The organism is Synergistes jonesii, from assembly GCF_000712295.1.
Lineage (GTDB): Bacteria > Synergistota > Synergistia > Synergistales > Synergistaceae > Synergistes > Synergistes jonesii.
Genome location: NZ_JMKI01000036.1, coordinates 92,143 through 116,282 on the forward strand (window position 1 = coordinate 92,143; position 24,140 = coordinate 116,282).

Annotated in this window: 22 protein-coding genes and 1 tRNA gene; 19 read left to right on the forward strand and 4 right to left on the reverse strand. The window is 57.7% G+C overall.

The genetic code is table 11. The features are described 5' to 3' along the window. Positions 1 to 47: 47 nt before the first annotated feature. Positions 48 to 974, forward strand: coding sequence for a DUF4198 domain-containing protein (locus EH55_RS08420; protein ID WP_037976710.1), 927 nt, complete (start codon positions 48 to 50; stop codon positions 972 to 974). A gap of 102 nt (positions 975 to 1,076) precedes the next feature. Here EH55_RS08420 and EH55_RS08425 read toward each other — a convergent pair whose 3' ends face one another. Both EH55_RS08425 and gspG read right to left on the reverse strand, forming a co-directional pair. Then, a complete protein-coding gene (locus tag EH55_RS08425; protein ID WP_037976712.1) occupies positions 1,077 to 1,625 on the reverse strand; it encodes a cytidine/deoxycytidylate deaminase family protein in 549 nt (182 codons plus the stop codon). 79 nt (positions 1,626 to 1,704) lie between these two features. After that, positions 1,705 to 2,145, reverse strand: a complete 441-nt coding sequence (gene gspG / locus EH55_RS08430) for a type II secretion system major pseudopilin GspG (protein WP_276203878.1) — start codon at positions 2,143 to 2,145, stop codon at positions 1,705 to 1,707. 223 nt (positions 2,146 to 2,368) lie between these two features. On the opposite strand from gspG, the gene EH55_RS08435 reads away from it, so the two are divergent. The 3 genes from EH55_RS08435 to EH55_RS08445 all read left to right on the forward strand — a co-directional run bounded on the left by EH55_RS08435 (position 2,369) and on the right by EH55_RS08445 (position 5,246). Beyond that, a complete protein-coding gene (locus tag EH55_RS08435) occupies positions 2,369 to 4,357 on the forward strand; it encodes an FAD-dependent oxidoreductase (protein WP_037976713.1) in 1,989 nt (662 codons plus the stop codon). Positions 4,358 to 4,506: 149 nt separating this feature from the next. Continuing rightward, the gene (locus EH55_RS08440) at positions 4,507 to 5,055 is read left to right on the forward strand and encodes a cysteine hydrolase family protein (protein WP_037976714.1); all 549 of its coding nucleotides are present in this window, start codon (positions 4,507 to 4,509) and stop codon (positions 5,053 to 5,055) included. A 115-nt stretch (positions 5,056 to 5,170) separates the two neighbouring features. Next, positions 5,171 to 5,246, forward strand: a tRNA-Thr gene (locus EH55_RS08445). Positions 5,247 to 5,297: 51 nt separating this feature from the next. Here EH55_RS08445 and EH55_RS08450 read toward each other — a convergent pair. Beyond that, positions 5,298 to 6,191, reverse strand: a complete 894-nt coding sequence (locus EH55_RS08450) for a LysR family transcriptional regulator (RefSeq protein WP_037976716.1) — start codon at positions 6,189 to 6,191, stop codon at positions 5,298 to 5,300. Between the two features lie 456 nt (positions 6,192 to 6,647). On the opposite strand from EH55_RS08450, the gene EH55_RS14440 reads away from it, so the two are divergent. Further along, positions 6,648 to 6,827 (forward strand): hypothetical protein, encoded by a 180-nt coding sequence (locus EH55_RS14440; RefSeq protein WP_037976718.1) that lies wholly within the window; start codon positions 6,648 to 6,650, stop codon positions 6,825 to 6,827. A gap of 72 nt (positions 6,828 to 6,899) precedes the next feature. On the opposite strand, the gene EH55_RS08465 is transcribed toward EH55_RS14440, so the two are convergent. Further along, positions 6,900 to 7,829 (reverse strand): MurR/RpiR family transcriptional regulator, encoded by a 930-nt coding sequence (locus EH55_RS08465; protein WP_037976719.1) that lies wholly within the window; start codon positions 7,827 to 7,829, stop codon positions 6,900 to 6,902. 275 nt (positions 7,830 to 8,104) lie between these two features. Between EH55_RS08465 and EH55_RS08470 the strand changes: the two genes are divergently transcribed. The 14 genes from EH55_RS08470 to EH55_RS13510 all read left to right on the forward strand — a co-directional run bounded on the left by EH55_RS08470 (position 8,105) and on the right by EH55_RS13510 (position 24,084). After that, positions 8,105 to 9,586, forward strand: coding sequence for a sodium/proline symporter (locus EH55_RS08470; protein WP_051682765.1), 1,482 nt, complete (start codon positions 8,105 to 8,107; stop codon positions 9,584 to 9,586). A gap of 373 nt (positions 9,587 to 9,959) precedes the next feature. Continuing rightward, positions 9,960 to 10,280, forward strand: coding sequence for a (2Fe-2S)-binding protein (locus EH55_RS08475; protein WP_037976720.1), 321 nt, complete (start codon positions 9,960 to 9,962; stop codon positions 10,278 to 10,280). Positions 10,281 to 10,283: 3 nt separating this feature from the next. Continuing rightward, positions 10,284 to 11,372 carry an NAD(P)/FAD-dependent oxidoreductase gene (locus EH55_RS08480; RefSeq protein WP_037976721.1) on the forward strand — a complete coding sequence of 363 codons (1,089 nt, stop codon included), beginning with the start codon at positions 10,284 to 10,286 and terminating at the stop codon, positions 11,370 to 11,372. Further along, positions 11,372 to 11,878 carry a 4Fe-4S dicluster domain-containing protein gene (locus EH55_RS08485; RefSeq protein WP_037976723.1) on the forward strand — a complete coding sequence of 169 codons (507 nt, stop codon included), beginning with the start codon at positions 11,372 to 11,374 and terminating at the stop codon, positions 11,876 to 11,878. Before EH55_RS08480 ends, EH55_RS08485 begins: the two co-directional genes overlap by 1 nt. Beyond that, positions 11,879 to 12,205: a (2Fe-2S)-binding protein gene (locus EH55_RS08490; RefSeq protein ID WP_051682766.1), complete on the forward strand. Its 327-nt coding sequence runs from the start codon at positions 11,879 to 11,881 to the stop codon at positions 12,203 to 12,205. Then, entirely contained in the window at positions 12,202 to 13,368 is a 1,167-nt protein-coding gene (locus EH55_RS08495) for an NAD(P)/FAD-dependent oxidoreductase (RefSeq protein ID WP_037976724.1), read from the forward strand. The genes EH55_RS08490 and EH55_RS08495 overlap by 4 nt, the downstream gene beginning before the upstream one ends. 221 nt (positions 13,369 to 13,589) lie before the next feature. Further along, positions 13,590 to 14,717 carry a tyramine oxidase subunit B gene (locus EH55_RS08500; RefSeq protein ID WP_037976728.1) on the forward strand — a complete coding sequence of 376 codons (1,128 nt, stop codon included), beginning with the start codon at positions 13,590 to 13,592 and terminating at the stop codon, positions 14,715 to 14,717. 267 nt (positions 14,718 to 14,984) lie between these two features. Continuing rightward, positions 14,985 to 17,906, forward strand: a complete 2,922-nt coding sequence (locus tag EH55_RS08505; RefSeq protein ID WP_070110130.1) for a molybdopterin-dependent oxidoreductase — start codon at positions 14,985 to 14,987, stop codon at positions 17,904 to 17,906. 105 nt (positions 17,907 to 18,011) lie between these two features. Beyond that, positions 18,012 to 18,419, forward strand: coding sequence for a DVU_1555 family C-GCAxxG-C-C protein (locus EH55_RS08510; RefSeq protein ID WP_037976729.1), 408 nt, complete (start codon positions 18,012 to 18,014; stop codon positions 18,417 to 18,419). 2 nt (positions 18,420 to 18,421) lie between these two features. Then, on the forward strand, positions 18,422 to 20,689 hold the full coding sequence (locus EH55_RS08515) for a pyridine nucleotide-disulfide oxidoreductase/dicluster-binding protein (RefSeq protein ID WP_037976731.1): 2,268 nt from the start codon (positions 18,422 to 18,424) through the stop codon (positions 20,687 to 20,689). Beyond that, positions 20,661 to 20,855 carry a DVU_1557 family redox protein gene (locus EH55_RS08520; RefSeq protein WP_037976733.1) on the forward strand — a complete coding sequence of 65 codons (195 nt, stop codon included), beginning with the start codon at positions 20,661 to 20,663 and terminating at the stop codon, positions 20,853 to 20,855. Before EH55_RS08515 ends, EH55_RS08520 begins: the two co-directional genes overlap by 29 nt. After that, the gene (gene trsS, locus EH55_RS08525) at positions 20,856 to 22,181 is read left to right on the forward strand and encodes a radical SAM (seleno)protein TrsS (RefSeq protein WP_051682767.1); all 1,326 of its coding nucleotides are present in this window, start codon (positions 20,856 to 20,858) and stop codon (positions 22,179 to 22,181) included. Next, positions 22,181 to 22,819: a DVU_1556 family methyltransferase gene (gene trsM, locus EH55_RS08530; protein ID WP_037976736.1), complete on the forward strand. Its 639-nt coding sequence runs from the start codon at positions 22,181 to 22,183 to the stop codon at positions 22,817 to 22,819. The genes trsS and trsM overlap by 1 nt, the downstream gene beginning before the upstream one ends. Next, positions 22,816 to 24,084 (forward strand): DVU_1553 family AMP-dependent CoA ligase, encoded by a 1,269-nt coding sequence (locus EH55_RS13510; protein ID WP_051682768.1) that lies wholly within the window; start codon positions 22,816 to 22,818, stop codon positions 24,082 to 24,084. Before trsM ends, EH55_RS13510 begins: the two co-directional genes overlap by 4 nt. Positions 24,085 to 24,140: the final 56 nt, after the last annotated feature.

The window sequence follows — 24,140 nt, forward strand, 5'->3', positions numbered from 1 at the left end:
GAAAAGTTAGCAAATGCTAACTAAATAATTTCCAGGAGGTATTGTATATGAAAAGGCTGTTCCAGATGACTGCAAAATATAGGCTTGGCAGGGGAGCTCTCGCCCTTATCTGCACCGTGCTTCTCTGCCCGCCGCTGGCAGAGGCTCATTATTTCAGCGTCATCCCTAAGGTCTCGCACACCGATGTGGGAAAGGAGCACTCCGTCATCGTCTCTTTCACACACATAAGCAAGCAGGCGCAGTACGATTACAGCTTCATGAAACTGGTCCCCGACAGGGAGATGCTGAACGGCAGGCTGATATATAAAGACGGCACAGAAAGCGATCTGACAAACCTGTTTGCCGCCTACGACGACCCTGACGGAGATGAAGTCACGGGGATCGATTCGCGCCGCGCTGTGGCGCGGATAACCAAAGAAGGGACCGTGACGGCCGCCTGCCGCACTTATCTGAACATTCCGGGCGCCATGGTCTATACCGGCTTCAGTAAACACATATTCAACATCGCAGCCGACCGCCATTCGATGGCCTCCGTCGGAGGCGGCGAGGTGGCGGAGATCATCCCCCTCTCCGATCTTGCCGGGGCCAGCGTCGGTATGCCTATCAAGTTCAAGCTGCTTTATAAAGGAAATCCCTACGCGGGCGCGGTGATAGAATACGGGAACGAAACCACCCCCATCATACAGGGAGAAGAAGGGCCTGAAAATCTTAAAAAACTTGAAACGCCCAGCGACGAAGAGGGCGTATTCACATATACCCCAGATTCTGCGGGAAGGAATACGGTCGCGGCAATGCTGGATGTGGGCGGCGGAACTTATTACTCGGCGACGCTCTCCTTCGAAGCCAAAGAAAGCTCCGGAGGCAGCAGCGGCGGCTGCAACGCCTCGTCGGCGGCCATGCCGGCCCTGCTGCTTCTTCTCGGCTCCCTTCTGCCTGTGATAAAGAGCGGAATCAAGAAAAACGCCAAAAGGTAAAAAACGAAATATCTATCTGCGACGCGGCGCCTCTGTGCACAGAGGCGCCGTCTCTGTACTTTAGGTTATCCCGCGAAAGTGGCAGGAGGCCGCGTGCTAAAATCACATCCCGGGGTAGCGGAAGTACTGCACCGGTATTCTGTCGTAGCGAGCTTCGATCTCGGCGATTTCTTTCAGCAGTTCTGCGGCGTTTTCCTGCTTTGCCGCCTCTTTTTTCAGGTAGTATTTGCGGAAGAAGCTGTTTTCGTCGCTCGCTCCCTCCGAAGCGAAGAGCTCTTGATACATCATCAGGTCGACGGGCATGCCGAACTTCCTTTTGACGTCGTCATAGCCGAAGAGGACCCATATCTCATGGAAGCCCGCCCAGGAAATGGCCGAGATGCACATGGGGCAGGGGTCGTGGCTCGCTACGAAGAGGCACGACGCGGGGTCAGGATGATTCCGGTCGGCGAAGAAGCGCTGGATGGTGTCGATTTCGCCGTGGTAGATGGGGTTTTCCTGACGGTTGTTGCTGCCGGCCGTTATTACCCGGCAGCTCTGCCTGTCGAGCACGATGCCGCCGAAGAGATGATTGCCCTCCGCCGCCTTTTTTTCCGTCAGCGGCAGGAGCTTCTCTTTGATAGCCTTAATTATGAGCTGCGGCTTGTTCATCTTGTCACATCCTTTCCGCAGCCCGCCGTGCGCGTATCCGACGGGATTTATCGATTTTTTATCAGACTGCGCCCGCCCTCTATTCCCAGTTCGTTATTTCGGCGTTCGCACCGCTTCCGCCTTCCTGCCCGTCCGCGCCGTAGGACATTATGTCAAAGTCGCCGTGTTCGCCGGGCGAGGCGTAGAGGAAGTCGCGCCCCCACGCGTCCTTGGGGACCTTCTTCATGTAGCCGCCCTTCTTGTAGTTGAGAGGCTCCGGCGGAGTCGTCGGCTCCTTTACGAGAGCTTCGAGCCCCTGCGCCGTCGTGGGATAGGCTCCATTGTCGAGGTAGTAGAGCCCGAGCACCTGTTCGAGCTGGGCGATCTGCGTCTGCGTCGTCTTGCGCTTCGCCTCGTCGCTCTGCCCTATGAGCCTCGGGCCGACGAGCGCCGAGAGCAGCCCGATTATCACGACGACGACCATGATCTCTATCAGCGTGAAGCCTTTTCTCTTTTTCAGCTTTATTCTTGCGCTTTTCACTCAGTATACCTCCTCTTCATCTAATGCAACAGATAAATATTACCTTGCGCGCATATATTTTTCAAGCGCAGCGTCCCGTCTGCCGGCGAGCGTCGTTATACGAGAAATTTCTTTTTTGAATGAACCTGAATGAATTGTCGGTTAAAAATGTAGCGATAACACGCTTGAAAAGAGTATAATTGAAAAGTTGTGACTTATTACGCAGGAGTTGGAGGAGTTTCAGATGTACTTGTTGATCACCGCCGTTTTGTTTCTCTTCACCGCCTTCTCGCAGAGCGGCGCTTTTGCGTCGTCGGACGCTCTGTATTACGATGTAGCGGTAATCGGAGCCGGCACCGGCGGCACGGCGGCCGCGATACAGGCCGCGCGCATGGGGATGGACGTAGCTCTCATCGAGGAATCCGACTGGGTCGGCGGACAGATGACGGGCGCCGCCGTTTCCACGATGGACGACGTCCGCCGCACGAGGACGGGCATTTACAACGAATTCATAACGCGCGTACGCGAGCATTATGAGATGCGCGAGACGGCGGTCAACACATGCTACTGGGGCTCGGACACGATAGCGTTCGAGCCGTGGGTCGGGCAGAAAGCGCTGACCGATATGATAAACGAAGCAAATAGAGTGATGCTCTTCCTAAAAGCGCGAGTGCTCGAGGCGCAGGTAGACAATGGCGGGGTCACGGCGGCCATCATCGAGGACGAAGAGGGGAAAAAGACGATACGCGCGAAGGTCTTCATCGATGCGACCGAGGCCGGCGATTTCATCCCTCTCACCGGAGCGCGCTATAGATCAGGTAACGGCATCTCTCCGCATATAGACAACGACAGCGTTATACAGGACATAACCTACGTCGCCGTGGTGAAGAAGTATCCCGAAGGCCTGCCCGAAGAGCTGCGTATAATGACGCCGCCGCCGCATTACTACGAATATCTCCCCCACTTCCGCGAAATAATCGCCAAAGACGGTAGCTGGTGGCCCGGAGATTATCCCTTCAACGTGGCAGTACACAACGCCTACCGCGGGATGCCGGACGTCACCAACCCCAACCGTTCGAAAATCGACGGCGGAGTGCCCTCCACATGGCAGTTCATATCCCGCACGGCGCTGAACTGGGCGAACGACTACCCGGGGCGCAAGTTCGGCTCGGCAGGCATGCCGGCGCGCTTCCTCGAGGACAAAAAGTTCCGCCGCGACGCGGAGCGCAAGGCGATGGAGGAGACTCTCGCGTTCCTGTACTATATGCAGACCGAGCTCGGCATGGAGGACTGGTCGGTGGACACGCGCCAGGGCTACGGCGGCAGCTTCACGAACGACTGGCAGAGCTGGAAGGAGATGCCGGAAGAGTTCGCGCCGATTCTCAGGCACTTCCCCCCCTTCCCCTATATCCGCGAGAGCCGCCGCATAATCGGCGTCGCGACGATGACCGTCAAAGACGTCATCCGCGACGCGTCGCTCAAGCGCATTCTAAACATGGTGCCGGAGAGCGTGGCGCTCGGAGAATACCCTACCGACATACACGGGCTGCGCGAGCCCAAATATCTTGACCGCGACCTCGGCGAGCGTCCCGAGGACATACCGGACGACAAAGAGTGGGAGGGAGGGCTCTTCCAGATACCGCTCGGCGTCTTTATCCCGGAAAAGATAGACGGCCTTCTCGCGGCGGAGAAAAATATCTCCGTTTCGCGCGTGGTCAACGGTTCGACGCGCCTGCAGCCCGTCACGATGCTCACTGGGCAGGCGGTCGGCGCCTTAGCCGCGGTCGCGGTCAGAGAAAAGATCGAGCCGCGCGACGTGCGCCCGATACAGGTCCAGTGGGAGCTGCTCGGGTCGAAGGACAAGCTCTCCTACTACAGCTTCGACGATGTCCCACCCGATTCCCTCTGGTGGCGCGGCGTCGAGCTCGCGATGCTTTACGGCTACATGGACAACCCCGGCGAGACGATCTTCGGCGTCGACCACGAGATGCACTGGCTCGAGGTAAGGGACGCCTTCCGCCGCATCTTCGGCCGCACGGAATTCCCACGGCGCGAATACGAGGCCCTCGTGACGCAGAACGACTTCAATGCGTGGCTCAGAGAGCTGTGGAAGGACGACGCGGAAAAGTACAAAAGTGTGCTCGAACGCTTCTCCGGAGAGGGGGTCATGACTAAAGGGCAGCTCGCCGCTGCGATGGGCGAGATAAAATACATCTATGAAATGCAAAAGTAAACCTCTGATAGAACGCTTGAGAAAATGCGCTCGTAGTGCTATTTTAATCTGGACTTAACGGTTATCGAGAACCTGCTTCCCCTTGCCGGAACGCCGGCCGAAGCCCTGGGGGAAAACGCATACGAATTTCAATGAAGGAGGGGAGCGGGATGCCGCGGAACATCGACTTTATGATCGTCGTAGATATGCAGAACGACTTTGTGAGCGGCGCGCTCGGAAGCGAAATGGCGCGCGCGATCGTCCCCGAAGCGGTGGAAAAAGTGCGATCCTTCGTCGCCGAAGGCGGAACCGAAAGACTGATATTCACTAAAGACACCCACGGCGAAAATTACGCCGAAACAAATGAAGGACGGCATCTGCCGGTGCCGCACTGCGTCAAGGGCACATGGGGCTTTGAGATAATCGACGAGCTCGCCGGCTTCGCGAAGGACGCGAAGATAATTGAAAAGCCGGCCTTCGGCTCGACGCTCCTTCCGTCGGCGGTCCGTGAAATGACGGACGCTCCGGATGAAGAAATAAGCTTTTACCTCCTGGGCCTCTGCACCGACATATGCGTCGTATCGAACGCGACGATATTAAAGGCGCACTTTCCGGAGAGTTGCGTGAACGTTTATTCAAAGTGCTGCGCCGGCGTGACGCGCGAAAGCCACGACGCCGCCCTTCTGACGATGAAGATGTGCCAGATAGAGCTGCTCTGACGCGAAAAAGAAAAAGCGCTTCAGCGTCGACTTTTGGGCGCGCTCCGCGCTTGCGCCGAAGTTTGACAACGTTGAAAAATAATGTATAATACTTTCGTTCCGCAAAAGGATACTTGCCGGTGTAGCTCAGCTGGTAGAGCAGCTGACTTGTAATCAGCAGGTCGGAGGTTCGAATCCCCTCGCCGGCTCCAGAGAATCAAGCGCCCACGGCAGAGCCGTAGGCGCTTTCTTTTCATCCGTCGTCAGGCTTCCGTCGGCGCGGCCGACTGTATCAATTCCGTGAAGGAGCGCATCGGCGGCGTAACGTACTTGTTTTTGTGACAGACGATCTGGCTCCACAGGCTTATCGCGTTGCAGCGGACGTCCAGGACCGACAGCTCCCCCTTTTTCACGCTTTCTTCTATTACGTAATCCGGCAGGAAGGATACCCCCATGCCCCTTTTCAGCAGGCGCAGGATGACTTCGATGTTGTCGACCTCAAGTATAGGCACGAGCTCGACGCCGTTCACGGCGGCCTCGCGGTCGAGCTCCCGCCTGTAGATGGCGTCGCGCTCGGCGAGTATAAGCGGCTGCCGTGCGATTTCCTCAAGAGAAATATTTTTCTCGGCGCAGAGCGGGCTCTCCGGCGCGGCTACGAATTTCAGGCTCACCGGCGACGCGCAGGCGCGGACACAGTCTTTGTGATAGATGAGGTTGTCCAGCAGATAGATTACGTCGACTTCGTTCTGGCGCAGCATCCTGTAAAGGGCGGCTCCCGTCGCCGAGGTTATCTCGATTTTTACCTCCGGATATCTGCTGTGGAAACGCGGCAGCAGGTCGGCCGTCTTCCAGACGAAAAGAGATTCGAGGACGCCGATGCGCAGCGTGCCCGCGACAGAGTCCGGAGCGTCGCTCAGGGAGCTCAGCTTGTCCTCGAGACGGACGAACTCATTAGCGTAGAGGATAAATTCTTCGCCCTTCTGCGTGAGCGAAATGGTCTTGCCGATGCGATCGAATAGCGGAAAGCCGAGCTCCCTCTCGAGCTGTTTTATCTGAATCGTAACGGTGGACTGAGAGTATCCGAGCTCGTTCGCCGCTTTCGTAAAACCGCCGAGCCCGGCCACGCGAAGAAACGTGTTGATATTTTTAAGCTCCATCCTTTGCCTCCGACGCAGGTTAAACGATATGCGCAAAGCCATTTTAGCATATAACGGCGCGTAAAATTTTGGGGAAAACGCCGCCGATAAAGGGAAAAGAATGAAACCTCGCAACGCCCGTATGTACCTCGGCTTTATGGTTGCGGGCGGGGACGCTTCCGCGCCCGTCAGGCGGCTCCGCCCGCGCCGTAACAGCGCGGAGAAATTTTTCTCTGCGCCGCGGCGAAGCGAAGACGCCTAAAGAAAAATTTCCGCGCAAATTAAGGCGCGAGAGCCGACAGTTGAAAGGGAAAACGTGAAACGCCGGTGAATAGCGCCCGATAAAAATAAAATCGTTTAATTTTGAACATAAGAAATCTTTTATCGGTCATAACTCAGAAAATGTACTATAATATGTTTAATGAGACATTGTTAAATGTTTCACTTAACATAAAACTTTTACGGGAGGCGCTGGCTGTGAGCAGCAAGGCAATGACAATAGGAAACAATGTTAAATGCGAGGGCAGAAAGTCTTACGTAGATGCTAAGACCGTAGTATACGGCGCCGTTTTTGTGGCGGCGTTCATCCTTCTTGCGTACTTCCTCGGACATGCTGAAGTCGTGTCGAACCCCTACGTTCCCGCCCGCATTTTCTAAAATACCCGTTCGGACGGTACGCAGTGAACAGCAAAAGGCCGCGGAATTGAAAGCCGCGGCCTCTTTAATTTTTCAAGAATTCTGCGTGGGCTCCTTTATGATAAGAGACGTATCTACGAGGTCGGTCTCTCCGTTCACATAATAATTCGTGCTACGCACGAAATCGTTATATTCGGCTATCATTTTTTTTGCCTTGGCTTCGTCTTTCTGGCAGATTTCAAACGAAAGCGCGTGTATCAGAGCCATATACGACGCGTTGGAATCGATATATGTCACGTACTTTTCGGGCACCTGTATGAAAATCTCGCAGTACGAGAATATAGGCGAAAGCACAGAATTTGAGAAGCCTATCACCGGGATTTCGCGTTTCTGGATGATTTTTAAAATTTTCTGCGTTTCAAGCGGATAGCGCGGAGTGGAAAAGACGATGCATACGCTGTTTTTCCCCGCCGACCGTATCAGCGCGTCCTCGGGGAGTCCAAGCTTTTCTATCATATGAACGTTCGGCTTCATTACCTGCAACGCGAAGAGCAGCGCCTGCGCGCAGCATACGTTGGCGCCGCAGGCGACGATAAGGACCGTCTTCGCCTTTGCGACCATCTCCGCAGCCCTTTCAAACTCATCTTCGTTTATCCCCGCCAGCGTTTCCGCCATCACCTGCATTTCCATCGCGAAGATGGCGCGGCAGGTGTCTCTCGGGAATTCATATTCGCCGCTTTTTATTGCGAACGCGCTCATTATTGGGCGTTTGCTGTTTGCCGTGAGCTCCTCGCGCAGAGCCGCCATAAACTCAGGGAAGCCCTTGTATCCGAGATTATAGACGAAGCGCACGACGGTAGTTTCGCTGACGTTTGCGAGAGAGGCCAGCTCCGTCATCGTCACATAAGCTAAAGAGGTGTAGTTTTTTTCAATGTACTGTGCCAGCTTTAAATGTTTGGGCGAAAGATTGCCGCTCTTTGCCGCAATTCTGCGAAGCATGGAAAAGTTTTCTTTTTCTGTCATCTGCGGACTCCTCTCCATTATCGCCGATAGTAACTCATATTCCGCTTTTTTGTCAAGGTGAACGCGGGCACAAATGATGCGGTAAGAAATATTTAATTGTCGGCTGATTATACGCGACATTCTAAAAAATTTTCTTCTTTTTTATAAAAATATATTGACAAATTTTCTTCAAAAATATAATATTTACTTGACCGGTTTTACAAGCTTCACATGTGAATAAAAAGGGTTTCAGCACCACGCTCAAATGTTCCAAAACTAAGAGGGGGAGAAACACAATGGAGAACACAACGCTTAATCTGGTTGTCCTTCTGCTTTACATGGGCGGCCTCATGTTATTCGGCCTCTATCAGGGGATGAAAGTCAAAAACACCACGGACTTGAATATGGGCGGGCGTTCGGTCCCCGGCTGGGCCTGCGCCTTGTCCGAGAGAGCGACTGCGGAGTCGGCATGGTGCCTTGTCGGCTTCCCCGGTTATGCGTACGGCAGCGGGCTCGTCTCGATCTGGGTCGCGATAGGCCTAGCGCTCGGCAACATATTCGCGTGGACGCTGCTTGCCAACAGAATGAGGAAGGAAGCGGCCAAATTCGACGCTCAGACTTATGTCGACTGGGTCGTCAAACGTCACTCGAAGAGCAAGGCCGTAACGGCCATCAGGCTTATGGGCAGCTTTATCGTAATTTTCCTTTTTGCGTTTTACGTCGAAGCTCAGGTCATAGGCGGGGGCAAAACGCTGCACACGCTCTTCGGGCTTCCGGTAACGTGGGGGATCATCCTCACTATGGTCGTGATCATACCCTACACAGTTTGGGGCGGCTTCCAAAGCGTCGTCTACACGGACTGCGTGCAGAGCGTTTTGATGATCTTTACGCTGATAGTCGCACCGCTCTACGGGCTGTATTACATATCCGTCACGCCGGGGCTGTACGCCTCGTCGATCGTCGAAGCGCTGAGGCTGGCCGGCCCGAACTACCTTGATCTCACGGCCGGAGCTAAGGGTATTTTCGCGGGCTTCATGATCGCCAGCAACTTCGCGTGGATCATCGCCTATCTCGGCGGCTGCCCGCACCTTACAGTGCGCTTCATGGCTATGAAGGACGACGCGGCGTGGAAAATGGGAAGGAACATCGCCTGCGTCTGGACGGTGCTCGGCTACAGCGGCGCCATCCTTATCGGGCTCGTTGGACTTGCGATATTCGGCCCCGCGAACATAGCGGATGCGGAAATGATCATGCCGAAGGTCGTGCTGAAAATATTCAACCCCGTGCTGGGAGCTATATGCGTGACCGGCGCAGTCGCGGCGATGCTCTCGACCGCCGACTCGATGCTCATCGTCACCTCCTCCGAGTTCTCAGAAAATATTTTGAAGCCGGTCATTCTGAAAGGCCAAAAGCTCGACCCTAAGAAGGAACTCTTCATTTCGCGCTGCGTTACCGTCATAGTCGGGCTTTCCGCCCTCGCCTTAGCCTTCCTGCTGCCCGCGAACATGGTCTACAGCATAGTCTCCTTCGCCTGGGCGGCAATGGGCAACCCCTTCGCCGTCGTCACCTGCATGACGCTGCTCTGGAAGAAATATACCGGCGCGGCGGCCTTCTGGACTATGGCGTTCGGCTTCTTCTGCACCGTTTTCTGGCAGATGTCCCCCTACAACGCGATAATCGACGCGCGCCTCGTCGGCGTCGTCCCGGCGCTAATCGCCGGCTATGTGGTGACTAAAATGTCCAATGGCGGTGAGGAATATCTTGGAGAGGCGGAATAAGCTTTAACTGGAGACAAAGCGGGCCGCGCCGCATAAAAAAGGCGGTCCGCTTTGCCCGTGCGCTCAAATATGCGGGCGTCTTTTGAAGAAAAATCTTTTTTTATTTTATAAAAAGGTTGACAAACTTCATGAAATGAATTATATTCCAATTGTTGAATTTACAGTATTTTTATGAGGATATATTTTATATGATATTGTGTTTGTCTTTAAAAATGAATTAAAGTTAAGCATGGCTTGAAAGCGGCATAAAGGCGGGATTCATGGCTTCAAACGCGCGCTGCGCAAAGGGCGCGAAAGTCACATAAAGGCGCAAGCAAGAGGGTAATGTGCATGGCGGTTTTTTCCGTCAGTCATTAAAAGGAGAGTGAGGCAATTGCAGCTGATCAACCAGCACCCCGTTCTGGCTTACAGCCACGGGGCAAAAGTCAAATTCACGTTTGACGGCAGCGAACTGGAAGGTTTCGAAGGAGAACCTATCGCTATGGCGCTTCACGCGAACGGCGTCCACGTCTACAGGGTGACTCCGGAAATGAAGAGGCCGCGCGGGTTTTTCTGCGCGATAGGGAAGTGCAGCTCGTGCTTTATGGTGGTGGACGGGGTGCCCAACGTAAGGACCTGTATCACCCCCCTTAAAGCCGGAATGAAGATCGAGACGCAGCACGGCAAGGGCGCTGTTCCTATGGAGGTGGCGTAGACGATGTCTGAGATCAGAAAGACCGACATCCTGGTCGTGGGCGGCGGAGCGGCCGGGCTCAGCGCGGCCGCCGAAGCCGCCTCCCTGGGCGCGAAAGTCACGGTGCTTGAAAGCGACCTTCATCTCGGCGGGCAGCTTGTAAAGCAGACGCATAAGTTCTTCGGCAGCAAAGACGAACACGCCGGCACCAGAGGCTATAAAATAGCCGATATCATCCTTGACGAAATAAGGGCCTGCGGTGATAAAGTCGAAGCCTTCACAAACACTTCGGTGATAGGCTATTACAAAAACGACGGGATCGTCACGGTGATGCGCGGCGAAGAGGAGTACTACAAGCTTCTGCCGAAGAAGATCGTAATGGCGACCGGCGCGCAGGAGCGCATCATCCCCTTCCCGAACAACGACATCCCCGGCGTTTACGGCGCCGGCGCGGTGCAGACGCTGATGAACGTCTACGGAGTGGTCCCCGGCAAGAGAGTCCTTATGATCGGCGCCGGCAACATCGGCCTCATTGTAAGCTATCAGCTGATGCAGGCCGGCGTTGAGATCGCCGCTGTACTTGAAGCGCTACCGAAAATCGGCGGCTACTGGGTCCACGCGGCGAAGATCCGCAGGCTCGGAGTCCCCATCCTTTTGAGACACACAATCAAGGCGGCGCTCGGCGCCGATATGGTCGACGGCGCGGTCGTCCAGGATATAGAGACGGGCGAGCTGTCGCACGTCGAATGCGACGTCATCTGCCTCGCGGTCGGACTCACGCCGACGAACGAAATGCTCTGGCAGGCCGGATGCGAAATGAGATATATCCCACAGCTCTGCGGACACGTCCCCCTTCGCGACCCCAAGCTGCGCACGAGCCACCCCGATATCTGGATCGCCGGCGACGCGGCCGGAATCGAAGAGGCGAGCTCGGCGATGGTCGAAGGGCGCATCGCCGGGCTTGCGGCGGCGCAGTCCCTCGGCTTTAAGGCCGACGAAGGCAAATTTGACGAATATCACGAGCGCCTGGCCGCGCTGCGCAGAGGCGAAGCCGGCGAAAAAATCCGCAGCGGCCTCGCTCTGGCGCAGGTCGACGACTGGAGGGATGAGTAATGGATAACGAGGAGAGACTCTTCAACAGCGGCGTCCTTACGGGCGAACGCAAGGGCGCGGTGCTTCCTCCGAAGGATCTCTGGGAGAACAAAAAGGGCGGGCTCGTCTTGATCGAATGCCCGCAGCGCATCCCGTGCAACCCCTGCGCTACGAGCTGCCCCAGCGGCGCGGTGAAGCCCTTTGCCGACATAAACGACAATCCGGAGATCGATTACGCGAAATGCACCGGCTGCGGCCTCTGCGTCGCGAAATGCCCGGGGCTCGCCTGCTTCGTGATCGACCTGACGTTCGCTCCCGGCAGGGCCCTCATAAAGATGCCTTACGAGCTGCTGCCGCTGCCCTCTAAGGGCGACAAGGTGGCGTGCCTCAACAGAATCGGTGAAGCGGTGACCGAAGGCGTCGTTGAAAATGTGGCGGAACCGCTTAAAGATTCAACAAAAGTTTTGCATGTCTCCTTCGACAGGAAATTCGTCGACCAGGTGCGTGCGGTAAGGGTGGTGAAGTAGATGTCCTGCTGTGATCACGATCACACTAAAGTCGATTTCAAAAAGATGGAAGATGACATCGTCGTCTGCCGCTGCGAGGAAATCACCCTCAAGGAGATCCGCGAATGGATAGCGCGCGGTTACGACACCTTTGACGAACTGAAGCGCCTGCTGCGCGTCGGCATGGGCCCCTGCCAGGGACGCGGATGCAGGGACATAATCCTTCGCGAGATTTCAAAGCAGACCGGCGTTCCCGTGGCGGACATACCTTCCGGCACGATACGCCCGCCCGTGAAGCCGATAAAGTGCGGGCTCGTCGGCGACATTAAAGGAGGGGACTTCGAATGAGCTGGAAGAGAACGGCTGACGCCGTCGTCATAGGCGGCGGCATGATGGGAATGGCTACGGCCTACTATCTCAAAAAGCTGGGGATGAAAAGCGTAGTCCTGCTGGAAAAGAAGACGGCCGCCTCCGGAGCCACCGGAAGGTGCGCGGCGGCTTTCAGGGCGACCTGGGGCGGCGAGCTGAATATAATCCTCGGCAAGGCCTGCATCGAAAAATACGAACATCTGTCGGAAGAGCTGGGCATGGACATCGGCCTTTATCAGAACGGCTACCTCTTCATGGCCTACTCCGACGCGCAGGTCGAAAACTTCAAGAAGTGCATCGAACTGCAGAACTCCCTCGGCGTTCCGTCGAGGATGCTCACGCACGACGAAGCGCGCGCTCTCTGCCCGGGGCTCTATACCGACGACATAAAGGGCTTCTACTGGTACAAGCGTGACGGGCACGCCGACCCGATGCTCACGAACTTCGCGCACCAGGAGGCTGCAAAGCGCGAAGGCGTCGTCATCGAGAAGTTCACGGAGGTCACGGGCTTCAAAAAGACCAACGACGCGATAAAGGGCGTGCGCACGAGCAAAGGCTATATAGACACGGACATCGTCATCAACGCGGCCGGCGCCTGGTCAGGAAAGGTCGCCGCGATGGCCGGGCTCGCCATTCCGGTTCACGGAGAGCGCCACGAGATATTCGCGACCGAGCCGGTCGACTTCAACGTCTGCCCGACGTTCCTCATGAGCTACGACCCGGACTTCTACATGCAGCAGCGCCCGCACGGCTCGATAATCGCCGGCTGCGGCCCGCACCGTTACCGCCCGGGTGCGGCGCCCTTCGACGACTACGAAATGGGCGACTGCTGGGACTTCCTCGAACATATGACGGGCATACTGACGCACGTGCTGCCGCGCACGAAGGGCATCCGCGTCGTCAGGCAGTGGTCCGGCATGTACGACATCACGCCGGACATGCAGCCGGTCATAGGCGAAGCGGACGAGCTGAAGGGCTTCTGGATGAACGTTTCCGGTTCGCGCGGCTTCATGTTCGGCCCCGTCGCCGGCGAGATGGTGGCCGAGCAGATACTCTTCGGCAAGACTAAGCTTCCAATAGAGAAGTTCCACTGGAACCGCTACGCAAGGGGCGAATATCTGCTTGATACGGCCATAGCGTAAAGGTTTTAAAGGGCGCGCGCTGAAGATGAGAGAGGGCGCATCGATTAGAAAAAGTAATCTATCTAATCAAAACAATCAATTTTACAAATCTTCAGCGGCGCCCGTATAATATCCGTAAAGCCCGAGGGGAGAAAACGGCATAGAGGATTTTCCGTCTTGGGCGGCGGTTTTCGGCAACAGGGGAAATATATTTTTTGACACAAAACAGGAGGTAATTTATAATGGCTGGTGGTAAGGAAGTAAAAACGCTGCTCCTTTCGCAGGACGACCTTCTCAAGGTCGGCGTTACAAATATGGCCGATTGCATCGACGTCATCGAAGGCGTCTTCAGCCTTATCGGCAAGGGCGACTATCTGATGGGCGGCCCGCTGCAGAACGAGCACGGGCAGATGATTTATTTCCCGGACGAAGAGCGCTTCCCCGGGATGCCGGTGAGCGGGCCGGACCGCCGCTTTATGTCGATGATCGGCTATCTCGGCGGCAAATATAAGATCTGCGGCGAAAAGTGGTACGGCTCCAACCCCGCTAACACCTCGCGCGGGCTGCCGCGTTCGATATTGACGACGATCCTCAACGACGCCGACACGGGCGCGCCCTTCGCGATCATGAGCGGCAACCAGATCTCCGCGATGCGCACCGGCGCCGTTCCCGGAGTCATCGCGCGCCATCTTGCGCGCAAGGGCTCGAAGGTGGTCGGAGTGATCGGCGGCGGCGTAGTCAACCGCGGAGGGCTGCTTGCTATAAAGACGGCGGTGCCGACGATCGAAGAGGCCGTCCTCTACGACATCAACCTCGAAAAGGGCAGGAAGTGGGCGGAGGAAGAGAGCAAGGCGCTCAACATCAAAGTCTCCGTCACGACGAATATCGAAGAGGCGATACGTCCCGCCGACGTCGTCGCGATAGCTACCGGCGGCAACGTAGTGCCGCGCATCGAGAAGGAGTGGCTCAAGAAGGGCGCGCTGGTGATCTTCACGGGCGACGCCGACTTCGATCCCGAGGCCTACTCGGAGAACACCGTCTTCGCGGACAACTGGAAGATGCATCAGGCCTTCATCGCCGACGGTAAAGAGCACCCGAAGGGACTGGAGGCGGTCTCCGTAGTCGCCCCTTCGTACCATCTGCTACTCGCCATTCAGGCGGGCAAGTTCGATGAAAAGAAAGTCCGTAACCTGGGCGACGTCGTGAACGGCATCGACAAGGGGCGCAGCAGCGACGACGAGATCATCATGTTCGTGACGGGCGGCATGCCGCTGCACGACATAGCGTGGGGCAAGACGCTCTACGACCGCGCGGTCAAAGAGGGGCTCGGCCAGGAGTTCTGCTTCTTCAAGGAAGCTTACTGGAGATAAAAAAGATTTAAGTTTCTGAGTTACGGCCATACGGCGTCTGTCCTGCACAAAATATATTCTGCGAGACAGACGCTGTTTTTAAAATGAGAGGCTTTGCGGCGGCGCAAAGCGTCGGCCCGTCTTCTCAGGCGCTGAGGGCGGCGCTGAAAGGGCGGAAGGAGTATCCGTAATTTTTTAATCGTTCATTGTCGGGCCCGCGGTATGAAGCTTGGCATATCGCAACTTAAAGGGCGGTAAGCAGCAAAAAACACGGGGAGGCTGAAGGAAATGGCATTGAGAAAGATGTGGCTCAAGATAAACGGGGCGAACAGAATGTTCGCCTGCGATCCCGCAAAAGACTCTTTGGCGGATGTGCTGAGACGCCTGGGGCTCACCAGCGTAAAGGTCGGATGCGGCATAGGCGTCTGCGGCTCCTGCACGGTTCTTCTGAACGGGGAGCTCGTCAGATCCTGCGCGCGCAAGATGGCGCGCATAGACGAATACAGCGAAGTGACTACGGTCGAAGGGATAGGCACGCCGACTAATCTGCACCCTGTGCAGGTGGCGTTTATGAACAACGGCGCGGTCCAGTGCGGTTTCTGCACGCCTGGATTTATAGTATCTTCGTACGCGCTGCTGCAGAAAAACGATAATCCGACGCGCGAAGAGGTGCGCGACTGGTTCCATAAACATAGGAACGTATGCCGCTGCACCGGCTACAAACAGATAGTGGACGCGGTCATGGATGCCGCCAAGGTGGTGCGCGGAGAGGCCACGATCGACGATATAAAGGTCAAACTTCCCGAAGACAAGGAATATTACGGCAAGCCGCTCGTGCGCCCGACCTCTCTCGCCAAGGTGTGCGGGCTCGCCGACTACGGCGACGACCAGGAGCTGAAGATGCCCGCCGACACGCTTAAGGTAGCGGTGGTCCAGCCCCGTCTCGCTCATCACGCGAAGATTCTTAAGATAGACGCCTCTGAAGCCGAGAAGATGCCCGGTGTGAAGAAAATCATCATGGCCGCGGACCTCAAGGCGGCAGGCGGCTCGAACGTGATGGCCGAAGCCAACTTCCACGAGCGCAGCACGGTAAGGATTCCCAGCCGCAACGTCCTCGCCGAGGACAAGATCTACCGCTACGGCGATGTAGTAGCGCTCGCGGTCGCCGACACCAAGGAGCACGCGCGCGCCGCGGCCGCCAAGGTGAAGGTCGAGATAGAAAAGCTTCCGGAGTATCTGAGCTTCCTTGAGGCGGCGATGCCGGACGCCCAGCGCATCCACGAGGACACGCCCAACATCTTCTGCAAGCAGCCGGTACTCAAGGGCGCCGGCCTCGAAGAGCCGGAAAAGGTGGCGGAGATCATCGATAACTCAGCTTACAGCGTCGAAGGCAGCTTCTATTCGTCGCGCGAGCCGCACCTTTCGATCGAAGGCGACTCCGTGCAGTGCTACTTCGACGAGGACGGTTTCCTCACGTTCCAGTGCAAATCTCAGGGCGTCTACTCCTCGATCAGCCGCATAGGCACCTGCCTCGGCGTACCGACGTCGAAGCTGCGCGTAATGATGAACCCGACGGGGGCGAGCTTCGGCTGGTCGACGAACGCCGGCGACCTCTGCCTGGCGGGGGCCGCGGCCGTCGTTATGAAGGAGCCGGTGGCGCTTTCGATGAGCTACGAGGAACACCAGCACTTCTCGGGAAAGCGCTGCCCATCCTATTCGAACGGGCGCCTCGCCTGCGACGAGGAGGGAAAGCTGACCGCGGCGGAATTTGATTTCGGCCTCGACCACGGCGCATACTCGTGGGGCGGCGACGACTGCTTCACAAAGCAGGCGCGCTTCGCCTTCTTCCCCTACTCGATCCCGAACGTTGCAGGGCTCTGCCGCGTCGCGAACACCAACCACAACTTCGGCACGGCCTACCGCAGCTACGGCTCGCCGCAGGCCTATACACTCAGCGAAGCACTCGTCGATATGCTCGCCGAAAAGGCTGGGATCGACCCCTTCGACTTCCGCTACCGCAACATAGGGCGCCCCGGCGATACGAATATCAACAGCTATCCCTTCCGTCAGTACCCGATGGAAGAGATGATGAACATATTGAAGCCCCTCTACGACAAGGCGGTGGCGGAGGCTAAGGCCGCCGACACGCCGGAAAAGCGCCGCGGCGTGGGGCTCGCGTGGGGCGGGTTTAACGTAACGGAGGGAGGCACCGACAAATCGGCTGCCGCCATCGAGCTCAACCCCGACGGGACCTTCACGAAGTACGACACATATCAGGAGCTCGGCCAGGGCGGCGACATCGGCTCGCTGATGCTTACGCTTGAGGCGCTCAAGCCGCTCGGCGTGACGCCGGATATGATCAAGCTCGTGCAGAACGATACAAAGCTGTGCCCGGACAGCGGCATGTCCGGCGCGAGCCGCACGCACTACATGAGCGGCAAGGCGACGATGAACGCGGCCGAGCAGCTGATAAACGCGATGAGAAAGCCGGACGGCACGTTCCGCACTTACGAGGAGATGAAGGCCGAGGGCATCCCGACGAAGTACACGGGAAAATGGACGTGCGCCAGCGTCGAAGGGCTCTGCCGCCTCGACCCCAACACCGGCATAGGAGACCCGAGCCCCTCATACACCTACTGCCTCAACATGGCCGAAGTCGAAGTCGACACCAAGAGCGGCAAGACGACGGTGCTTCGCTTCAGCTGTGTCGACGACGTCGGCAAGGTGGGCAATCTGGCCGCGGTAAACGGCCAGGCGTACGGCGGCATTTCGCACAGCATAGGCTTCGCGCTCAGCGAAATATACGAGGATGTGAAGAAACACACCAACATCGCGGCGTGCGGCGTCCCCTACATCAAGGACATCCCCGACGAAATCAACGTCATACACTACCAGCGCCCAGATGAAATCGGCCCCTTCGGCTCCTCCGGCGCTTCCGAAGCCTTCCAGTCGTCCGGACACGTGGCTGTGCTGAACGCCATCAACAACGCCTGCGGCGTGCGCATCCACGAGATACCGGCGACGCCGGCTAAGGTGAAGGCCGGGCTCGACGCGATAGCGGCCGGCGGCAGGCCCGAAGAGCCGGCGAAATACTTCCTCGGCTCCGACCTCTACGAAGAGCTCGACGACATAAAGGCCAATCCGGTGAAGTACGAAGGAGAGCCAGATTTCTTCCGCGCTCTCGGCGACACCACGGAAAAATTCTTCTAAGAATCGGATAACGACTTGAAGCTGTACTTCGGGCCGCATTTTTACACGCGGCCCGAAGTATGCTATAAAAATGTAGGACGACAAACGGCTGCGGGGTGTCTTGATATGGATGATGAACTGAAGCGGATGTATCAGCTGAAGGTCGAAGGGCTCTGCTGCTCTTCGATACTTATAGAGATGGGGCTCGAGCTTCGCGGCGAAAGCAACGAGCAGTTCGTCAAGGCGGCGAGGGCCCTCTGCGACGGAATACACAGCGGGCTTATCTGCGGCGCTCTGACCGGCGCCGTCTGTATGCTCGCGCTCTTCGACGAGAAAAATATCGAGATGACGAAGGAAATGGCCGACTGGTTCACGAACGAGCTCTGCGCAAAGTACGGCTCGGCCGACTGCCGCGCGATAACGCACCTCGCCCCTTACGAAAAAGCGGTCAAATGCCCCGAGATATTGAAGGCGACATATCTGCGCGCGAAGGAGCTGCTTGAGGAATTCGGTTATATAGAGCCGGGCGGGTAACCATGGACGAGACTGTAAAAAATCAGATCAGAAACTGCTGCCTGGAAAAGGAGGCCGCTCCCTGCGTATCGGCCTGCCCCTTCCATTTCGACGTGCGCGGATTTATTCCAAAGGCCGGCCGCGGAGCGTTCAACTTAGCCTACAGGGCCTACGCGAACGCCGTAGCCTTTCCGCGAATAGTTTCCCAGATATGCGGCGAACCCTGCCGCGCCGGCTGCCCGCTTAAAGACAGGGGCGGCGCGGTAAACCTCAAGCTTATCGAGCAGGCCGTCGTAAAATCAGCGACGCGCACGGCGCCGAACAGCTACAATCTGCCCGCGAAGGGGAAAAGAATCGCGGTGATAGGCGGCGGCGCTGGCGGCCTGGCGTGCGCGCTGCACCTGTGCAACAAAAAGTATGACGTCACGGTTTACGAAAAGACGGAGAGGCTCGGCGGGCGGCTGTGGGAGACGCTCTCCCCCGACATCTTTTTAAAGGATATAGCGGAGCAGTTTTCCAAAGAAAAATACGAGCTCCTCCTCGGCCGCGAGATAGGGGAGATCGGCGAAATAAGAGAGAAGTTCGACGCTGTGTACGTCGCCACCGGCAGAGGCGGCGAAAGCTTCGGGCTCTTGAGGGCTTGCGAAATGCGCGAAGCCTCGGCCTCTTCTCTCGACGGGGTATTTCTCGGCGGCGCGCTGCTCGGCGCCTCCCCCGTCGAGGCGATAGCGCAGGGCGCGGCGGCGGCAGGGCTCATCGAAGGCTACCTTAAAACCGGAATTGCGAAAAGCGCTGAGCCGCACCCACCCACGAGGATAAAATTGAACCTCGACGGCGTTGAGACAAAGCCGGAGCTCCTCCCCGCCTCTTCCGACGGCTACAGCGGGGAGGAAGCCGCGGCGGAGGCGCTGCGCTGCATCAGATGCCGCTGCGATTCTTGCGTCCGCGCCTGCGACATGATGGCGTATTTCCAGAAATTCCCCAAGCTGATCGAGGAAGAGGTACACATCACGATATACCCCGGCACGCTCGACGGCAACGGCACGGTGGCGACGCGCCTCATCTCCACATGTAATCAGTGCGGGCTCTGCGGCAAAGTCTGCCCGGAAAAGATCGACGTGGGGCTTTTCATGAGGGAAAGCCATATAGCGATGCGCGAAAAGAAGGCCATGCCGTGGGCCTTCCATGAATTCTGGCTCAACGACATGGATTTCTCGCGCTCGGAGCGCGCGCAGTTCTTTTACACGCCCGCAGGCAAATGCGCCTATTTGTTCTTCCCCGGCTGCCAGATGGGCGCGTCGAACCCGGATTATGTCACTAAGACATACGCGCTTTTGCGGGAGCTCGCCGGCCCCTGCGCCGTTTACGTCACTTGCTGCGGCGCGCCGGCGCTGTGGGCAGGCGACAAAGGCGTTTATGAAGGCATCTGCGGCGAACTGAAGGATAAATGGCGCAGCTGTGGCGAGCCGGAGATCATCTTCGGCTGTCCTACGTGCAGGGAGATGATGAACCGCCACCTGCCGGAGATGAAGGGCAGGATGCTCTCCGACCTGCTCTGGGAGCTGGGGGCGAAGATCCCCGACGCGCACGGCGCGGAGGTGTCGCTTTTCGACCCCTGCTCGGCGCGCGACTTTCCCGAGACGCAGAGGAACGTGCGCGCTCTGCTCTCCTCCGCGGGATACGTCTTGAGCCCGCTGGAATATGAAAAAGAGCGCGCGAAATGCTGTTCGTGGGGCGGACAGATCTCGATAGCGAATCCCCCCTACGCGAGGTGGCTCGTGGAAAAACGGCTCTCGGAGGGAGAGGCGCCGTACGTCGTCTACTGCACGAACTGCCGCGACGTCTTTGCCGACGCGGGCAAGCCGGTGCGGCACATCCTCGACCTGCTCTTCGGGCTGGAGAGGGAGGGGCGCACGCCGACGTACAGCAAAAGGCGCGACAACCGAGAAGAGGTGAAGAGGCTTTTGACAAAGGAACTGCTCGGCATGGAACTGCCCGAAAAAGAGAAAATCCCGCTTTTTATTTCGCCGGAGCTCGAAGCTAAGATGAACAGGGACAGGATACTCGAAGAAGACGTCGCCGCCGTGATCGCTTTCTGCGAAAAGACGGGAAGAAAGCTGGTCGACGAGCGGGGGCATTTCATCGGATACAGCGAGATCGGACATATCACCTGCTGGGCCGAATATTCGCCGGAAAAAGACGGCTACAGGGTGCATAACGCGTATCCGCACCGTATGAAGATAGAGCTTGAAGAGGTGTGGCATGGAAGAAAAACCAAAGCTGACTTGTAGCAGATGCGGCGTCGAACTTGAGATGCACAAGGCGTTCTTCAGCTACCTGGAGCATTCCTTCAGCACAGAAGTGCTGCGCTGCCCCGTCTGCGGGCAGGTCTTCATCCCCGAAAGCCTCGCTAGGGGCAAGATGGCGCAGGTGGAGGTATCTATAGAGGATAAGTAAATGAGGCAAAATATGGAAAAGGTCATAAGAAAGACGCGCAGCATCTGCCCGCGCTGCGGGCGCGCGGTAGACGCCTCTGTCGTCGTGCGCAGCGGGGCGACTTATCTTGATAAAAGCTGCCCCGAGCACGGCCCCTTCTCCGCAACCATATGGAGGAATAAAAAAAGCATATTCGACTGGTACGGAGACGTCGAGCTACTCGACGCGGCCGCGGCGCCGAACTGTCCCTCCGAATGCAGGGAAAACGGGCTCTGCGCGGCCCACAAGAGCGCGACCTGCTGCATCGTGCTCGAAGTGACGGGGCGCTGCAATCTGCGCTGCCGCTACTGCTTCGCCGCCCCGGACGGCGCGCGCGACAGGCCGGCCGAAGAGATAGTAAAAGAAATAGCCGGCTTTGCAGTCCCAGGGAAGACGCTCGTCCAGCTGAGCGGCGGCGAGCCGACGCTGCGCGACGACCTGCCCGAAATCACGGCGGCCGCCAAAAAGCTCGGATGCAAATACGTTCAGCTCAACAGCAACGGAATACGCCTGGCCGAGGACGAGGCCTACGTCAAAGAGCTGGCCGACGCGGGGCTTTCCTTCGTCTTCATGCAGTTCGACGGGACGGACGACGAAATCTACGAAAAACTGCGCGGAGCACCGCTCTTCGCTGTAAAGGAGAAAGCCATAGATAATTGCGCCAAATACAACGTCGGCGTCACCCTCGTGCCGACGATAGTGCGCGGCGTGAACGACGGCGCTATCGGTGGCATACTGCGCTGGGCCGTCTCCAAGTCGCCGAAGGTGCGCGGCGTACACTTTCAGCCCGCGGCCTACCTGGGGCGCATCCCTAACATACCGGACGACGGCGCGCGCTTTACGCTCGACGAGCTCGTCTGCGCTATAGAAGAGCAGTCCAGCGGGCTGGTCGAAAGCGGCAGCCTACAGCCCTCGCGCTGCGACCATCCGCTCTGCGGCTTTCACGGCGACTTCGTCGTGCTGGAGGATGGGGGGCTCCACGCGCTGACGAAAAAGCGCGACGACGCGCCGTGCTGCTGCTGCGGCGTGGAAAACCCTGCCGATAAAAACCGCGAGTTCGTCGGCCGCAGATGGCAGAGGCCGAAAGAAGAGAACGCCTCCTGCTGCTCCTCCTCTAACGACATGGAAGATATGGATTACTTCCTTTCGCGCATCGCGACGCACGGCTTCACCGTCACCTCGATGGCCTTTCAGGACGCCGGGAACGTAGACCTCGAACGCCTGCGGATGTGCAGCCTTCACGCGGCCAAAAACGGAAGGCTCGTCCCCTTCTGCGTGAATTACATGACGCTCTGGGATCGCGTCTGATGAGCTGCCGCGACCTGCCGTCGCCCGGAGGAACGGCCCTTATCGAGCGCGCGCTGGCCATATGCTCCTTTCCTCCCGGCGCCGCGCTTGCGGACGTAGGCTGCGGCGGCGGAGAGTGCGTCCGCTACCTGAACGAGCGTACGGATTACATGGTATGCGGAATCGACAGCGACCCGGCCGCGATAGAAAAAGCCTCGGCCCCCGGCCTCGACCTTCGCTGCTGCGGCGCCGAAGAGCCGCCATTCGGCGAGGCGTCGCTCGACGGCATGATTTTCCAATGCAGCCTTTCGCTATTTGAAAGGCCGCGGGAGGCGCTCAAAAGCGCCGCGCGCGCGCTGAAAGAGGGGGGAAAGATAATCGTCGCCGACTTTTATTCGCGCGGGACGGAAGCAAAATTTTCCAGGACGCTCGGCCGCGTCGAAAGAAAAGAGAAAATAATCCTGCGGCTCGAGGAGGCCGGCTTTAAACTCCTCGCCTTCGAAGACTTCACGCGCGAAATGCGCGAGCTCTGGGGACAGCTGATACTTGACGGCGGCGCGCCCGAAGATCTATTCGGGGAAGGCGCCGCCGAAAAAATAAAAGCGGCGAAGTGCGGTTACGGGCTCTTCGTCGCGGAGAAAGGCGGGCGCGGGAAATGATTTCCGCTCTTGAGTCTGTAACTTCGGAGATAACGGGCTTTGAAACGCCGATCGGAGAGAAAGAAATGTCCGAGTGGCAGCTCTCTCAGATACGCGCCGCGATGGAGCGCGCAGCCTCGCACAGCGAAGCTTACGCGAGGCGCTTTGCCGGCATAGATATAGCGTCGATAGACTCGCCGGCGGCGCTTGAGCGGATTCCCTTCACATATCCGCAGGAGATAATCGACGGCGCCGACGCTCTTATATGCGTTCCGAGGCGCGACATTTCCCGCGTGACGTCGCTGCCGACCTCCGGCAGCACGGGCGCGCCGAAAAGAATATACTTCACCGAAAAAGACCTGGCCCGCACGGAGCGTCTCTTCGAGCTCGGCATGGCCCCGATCATAGGAAGGCGCGGCCGGCGCTGCGTCGTCATGATGTCGGACGCAGCTCCCGGCAGCATGGCGAGCCTTCTTAAAAGCGGCGTCGAAAAAAGCGGCGTGCCGGCAGCCATATACGGCGGGATCCGCGATTTCGACGACGCGGCGCGCTTCCTGCGCGACGGCGACGTTATAGTCGGCCTCCCGTCGCAGATGATACACCTCTGCCGCAAACATCCGACGCTGCGGCCGGAAAGCGTGCTGCTGAGCGCCGACTACGTTCCGGCGCCCGTCCCGGGAGCGCTGCGCAAAACGTGGAAATGCCGCGTCTACACGCATTACGGCATGACCGAGAGCTGCTTCGGCTGCGCCGTGCAGTGCTCGGAAGAGAGTGCGCAGCACATACGCCACGACTCCCTTCTGATCGAGATAATCGACCCCGAGACGGGACGGGCCCTTCCTCCCGGAAAGGAGGGGGAGATCGTAGTAACAACGTTCGCCAACGAGGCAATGCCGCTCTTCCGCTATCGCACAGGCGACGTCTCTTCCCTCGTGAGCGGGAAATGCGAATGCGGCAGCGCACTGCCGCGCCTCGGAGCGGTGCGCGGCAGGCTGAAAAATCTGATAAAGGCAGCCGGAGGCAGCTTTTCAATAGAGTCCATCGACGACGTTTTATACAGAAATAATGAGCTGTGGCGCTACGACGCTTCGCTAAGAGAAGACGCCCGCGGGAAAATACTGTCGATAACGGCATATGGAGGCAACCGGCTGAAAATCGACGATATTTATAACGCGCTGTCGACGATTCTGCCGCGCGAGATAGCCGCGGAGGTCGCGATAACGGACAAGCCATGCCGCGGCGGAGGAAAGCGTCGCATAATAGACCGCATCGAAGAGGCAGGATAAAAGGCCGTCGCTCGACGGCCGTAACGGCATGAGTCCCATGAGTCCTAAGATGGGAT

Coding starts and splice junctions, on each gene's coding strand:
- EH55_RS08520 (WP_037976733.1), top strand. CDS start 20,661: ATGGAAGAAAAACCAAAGCTGACTTGTAGCAGATGCGGCGTCGAACTT.
- EH55_RS08490 (WP_051682766.1), top strand. CDS start 11,879: ATGTCCTGCTGTGATCACGATCACACTAAAGTCGATTTCAAAAAGATG.
- EH55_RS08425 (WP_037976712.1), bottom strand. CDS start 1,625: ATGAACAAGCCGCAGCTCATAATTAAGGCTATCAAAGAGAAGCTCCTG.
- EH55_RS08485 (WP_037976723.1), top strand. CDS start 11,372: ATGGATAACGAGGAGAGACTCTTCAACAGCGGCGTCCTTACGGGCGAA.
- EH55_RS08465 (WP_037976719.1), bottom strand. CDS start 7,829: ATGACAGAAAAAGAAAACTTTTCCATGCTTCGCAGAATTGCGGCAAAG.
- trsS (WP_051682767.1), top strand. CDS start 20,856: ATGAGGCAAAATATGGAAAAGGTCATAAGAAAGACGCGCAGCATCTGC.
- EH55_RS08450 (WP_037976716.1), bottom strand. CDS start 6,191: ATGGAGCTTAAAAATATCAACACGTTTCTTCGCGTGGCCGGGCTCGGC.
- EH55_RS08515 (WP_037976731.1), top strand. CDS start 18,422: ATGGACGAGACTGTAAAAAATCAGATCAGAAACTGCTGCCTGGAAAAG.
- EH55_RS08510 (WP_037976729.1), top strand. CDS start 18,012: ATGGATGATGAACTGAAGCGGATGTATCAGCTGAAGGTCGAAGGGCTC.
- EH55_RS08470 (WP_051682765.1), top strand. CDS start 8,105: ATGGAGAACACAACGCTTAATCTGGTTGTCCTTCTGCTTTACATGGGC.
- EH55_RS08500 (WP_037976728.1), top strand. CDS start 13,590: ATGGCTGGTGGTAAGGAAGTAAAAACGCTGCTCCTTTCGCAGGACGAC.
- EH55_RS08420 (WP_037976710.1), top strand. CDS start 48: ATGAAAAGGCTGTTCCAGATGACTGCAAAATATAGGCTTGGCAGGGGA.
- EH55_RS13510 (WP_051682768.1), top strand. CDS start 22,816: ATGATTTCCGCTCTTGAGTCTGTAACTTCGGAGATAACGGGCTTTGAA.
- trsM (WP_037976736.1), top strand. CDS start 22,181: ATGAGCTGCCGCGACCTGCCGTCGCCCGGAGGAACGGCCCTTATCGAG.
- EH55_RS08480 (WP_037976721.1), top strand. CDS start 10,284: ATGTCTGAGATCAGAAAGACCGACATCCTGGTCGTGGGCGGCGGAGCG.
- EH55_RS08440 (WP_037976714.1), top strand. CDS start 4,507: ATGCCGCGGAACATCGACTTTATGATCGTCGTAGATATGCAGAACGAC.
- EH55_RS08495 (WP_037976724.1), top strand. CDS start 12,202: ATGAGCTGGAAGAGAACGGCTGACGCCGTCGTCATAGGCGGCGGCATG.
- EH55_RS08505 (WP_070110130.1), top strand. CDS start 14,985: ATGGCATTGAGAAAGATGTGGCTCAAGATAAACGGGGCGAACAGAATG.
- EH55_RS08435 (WP_037976713.1), top strand. CDS start 2,369: ATGTACTTGTTGATCACCGCCGTTTTGTTTCTCTTCACCGCCTTCTCG.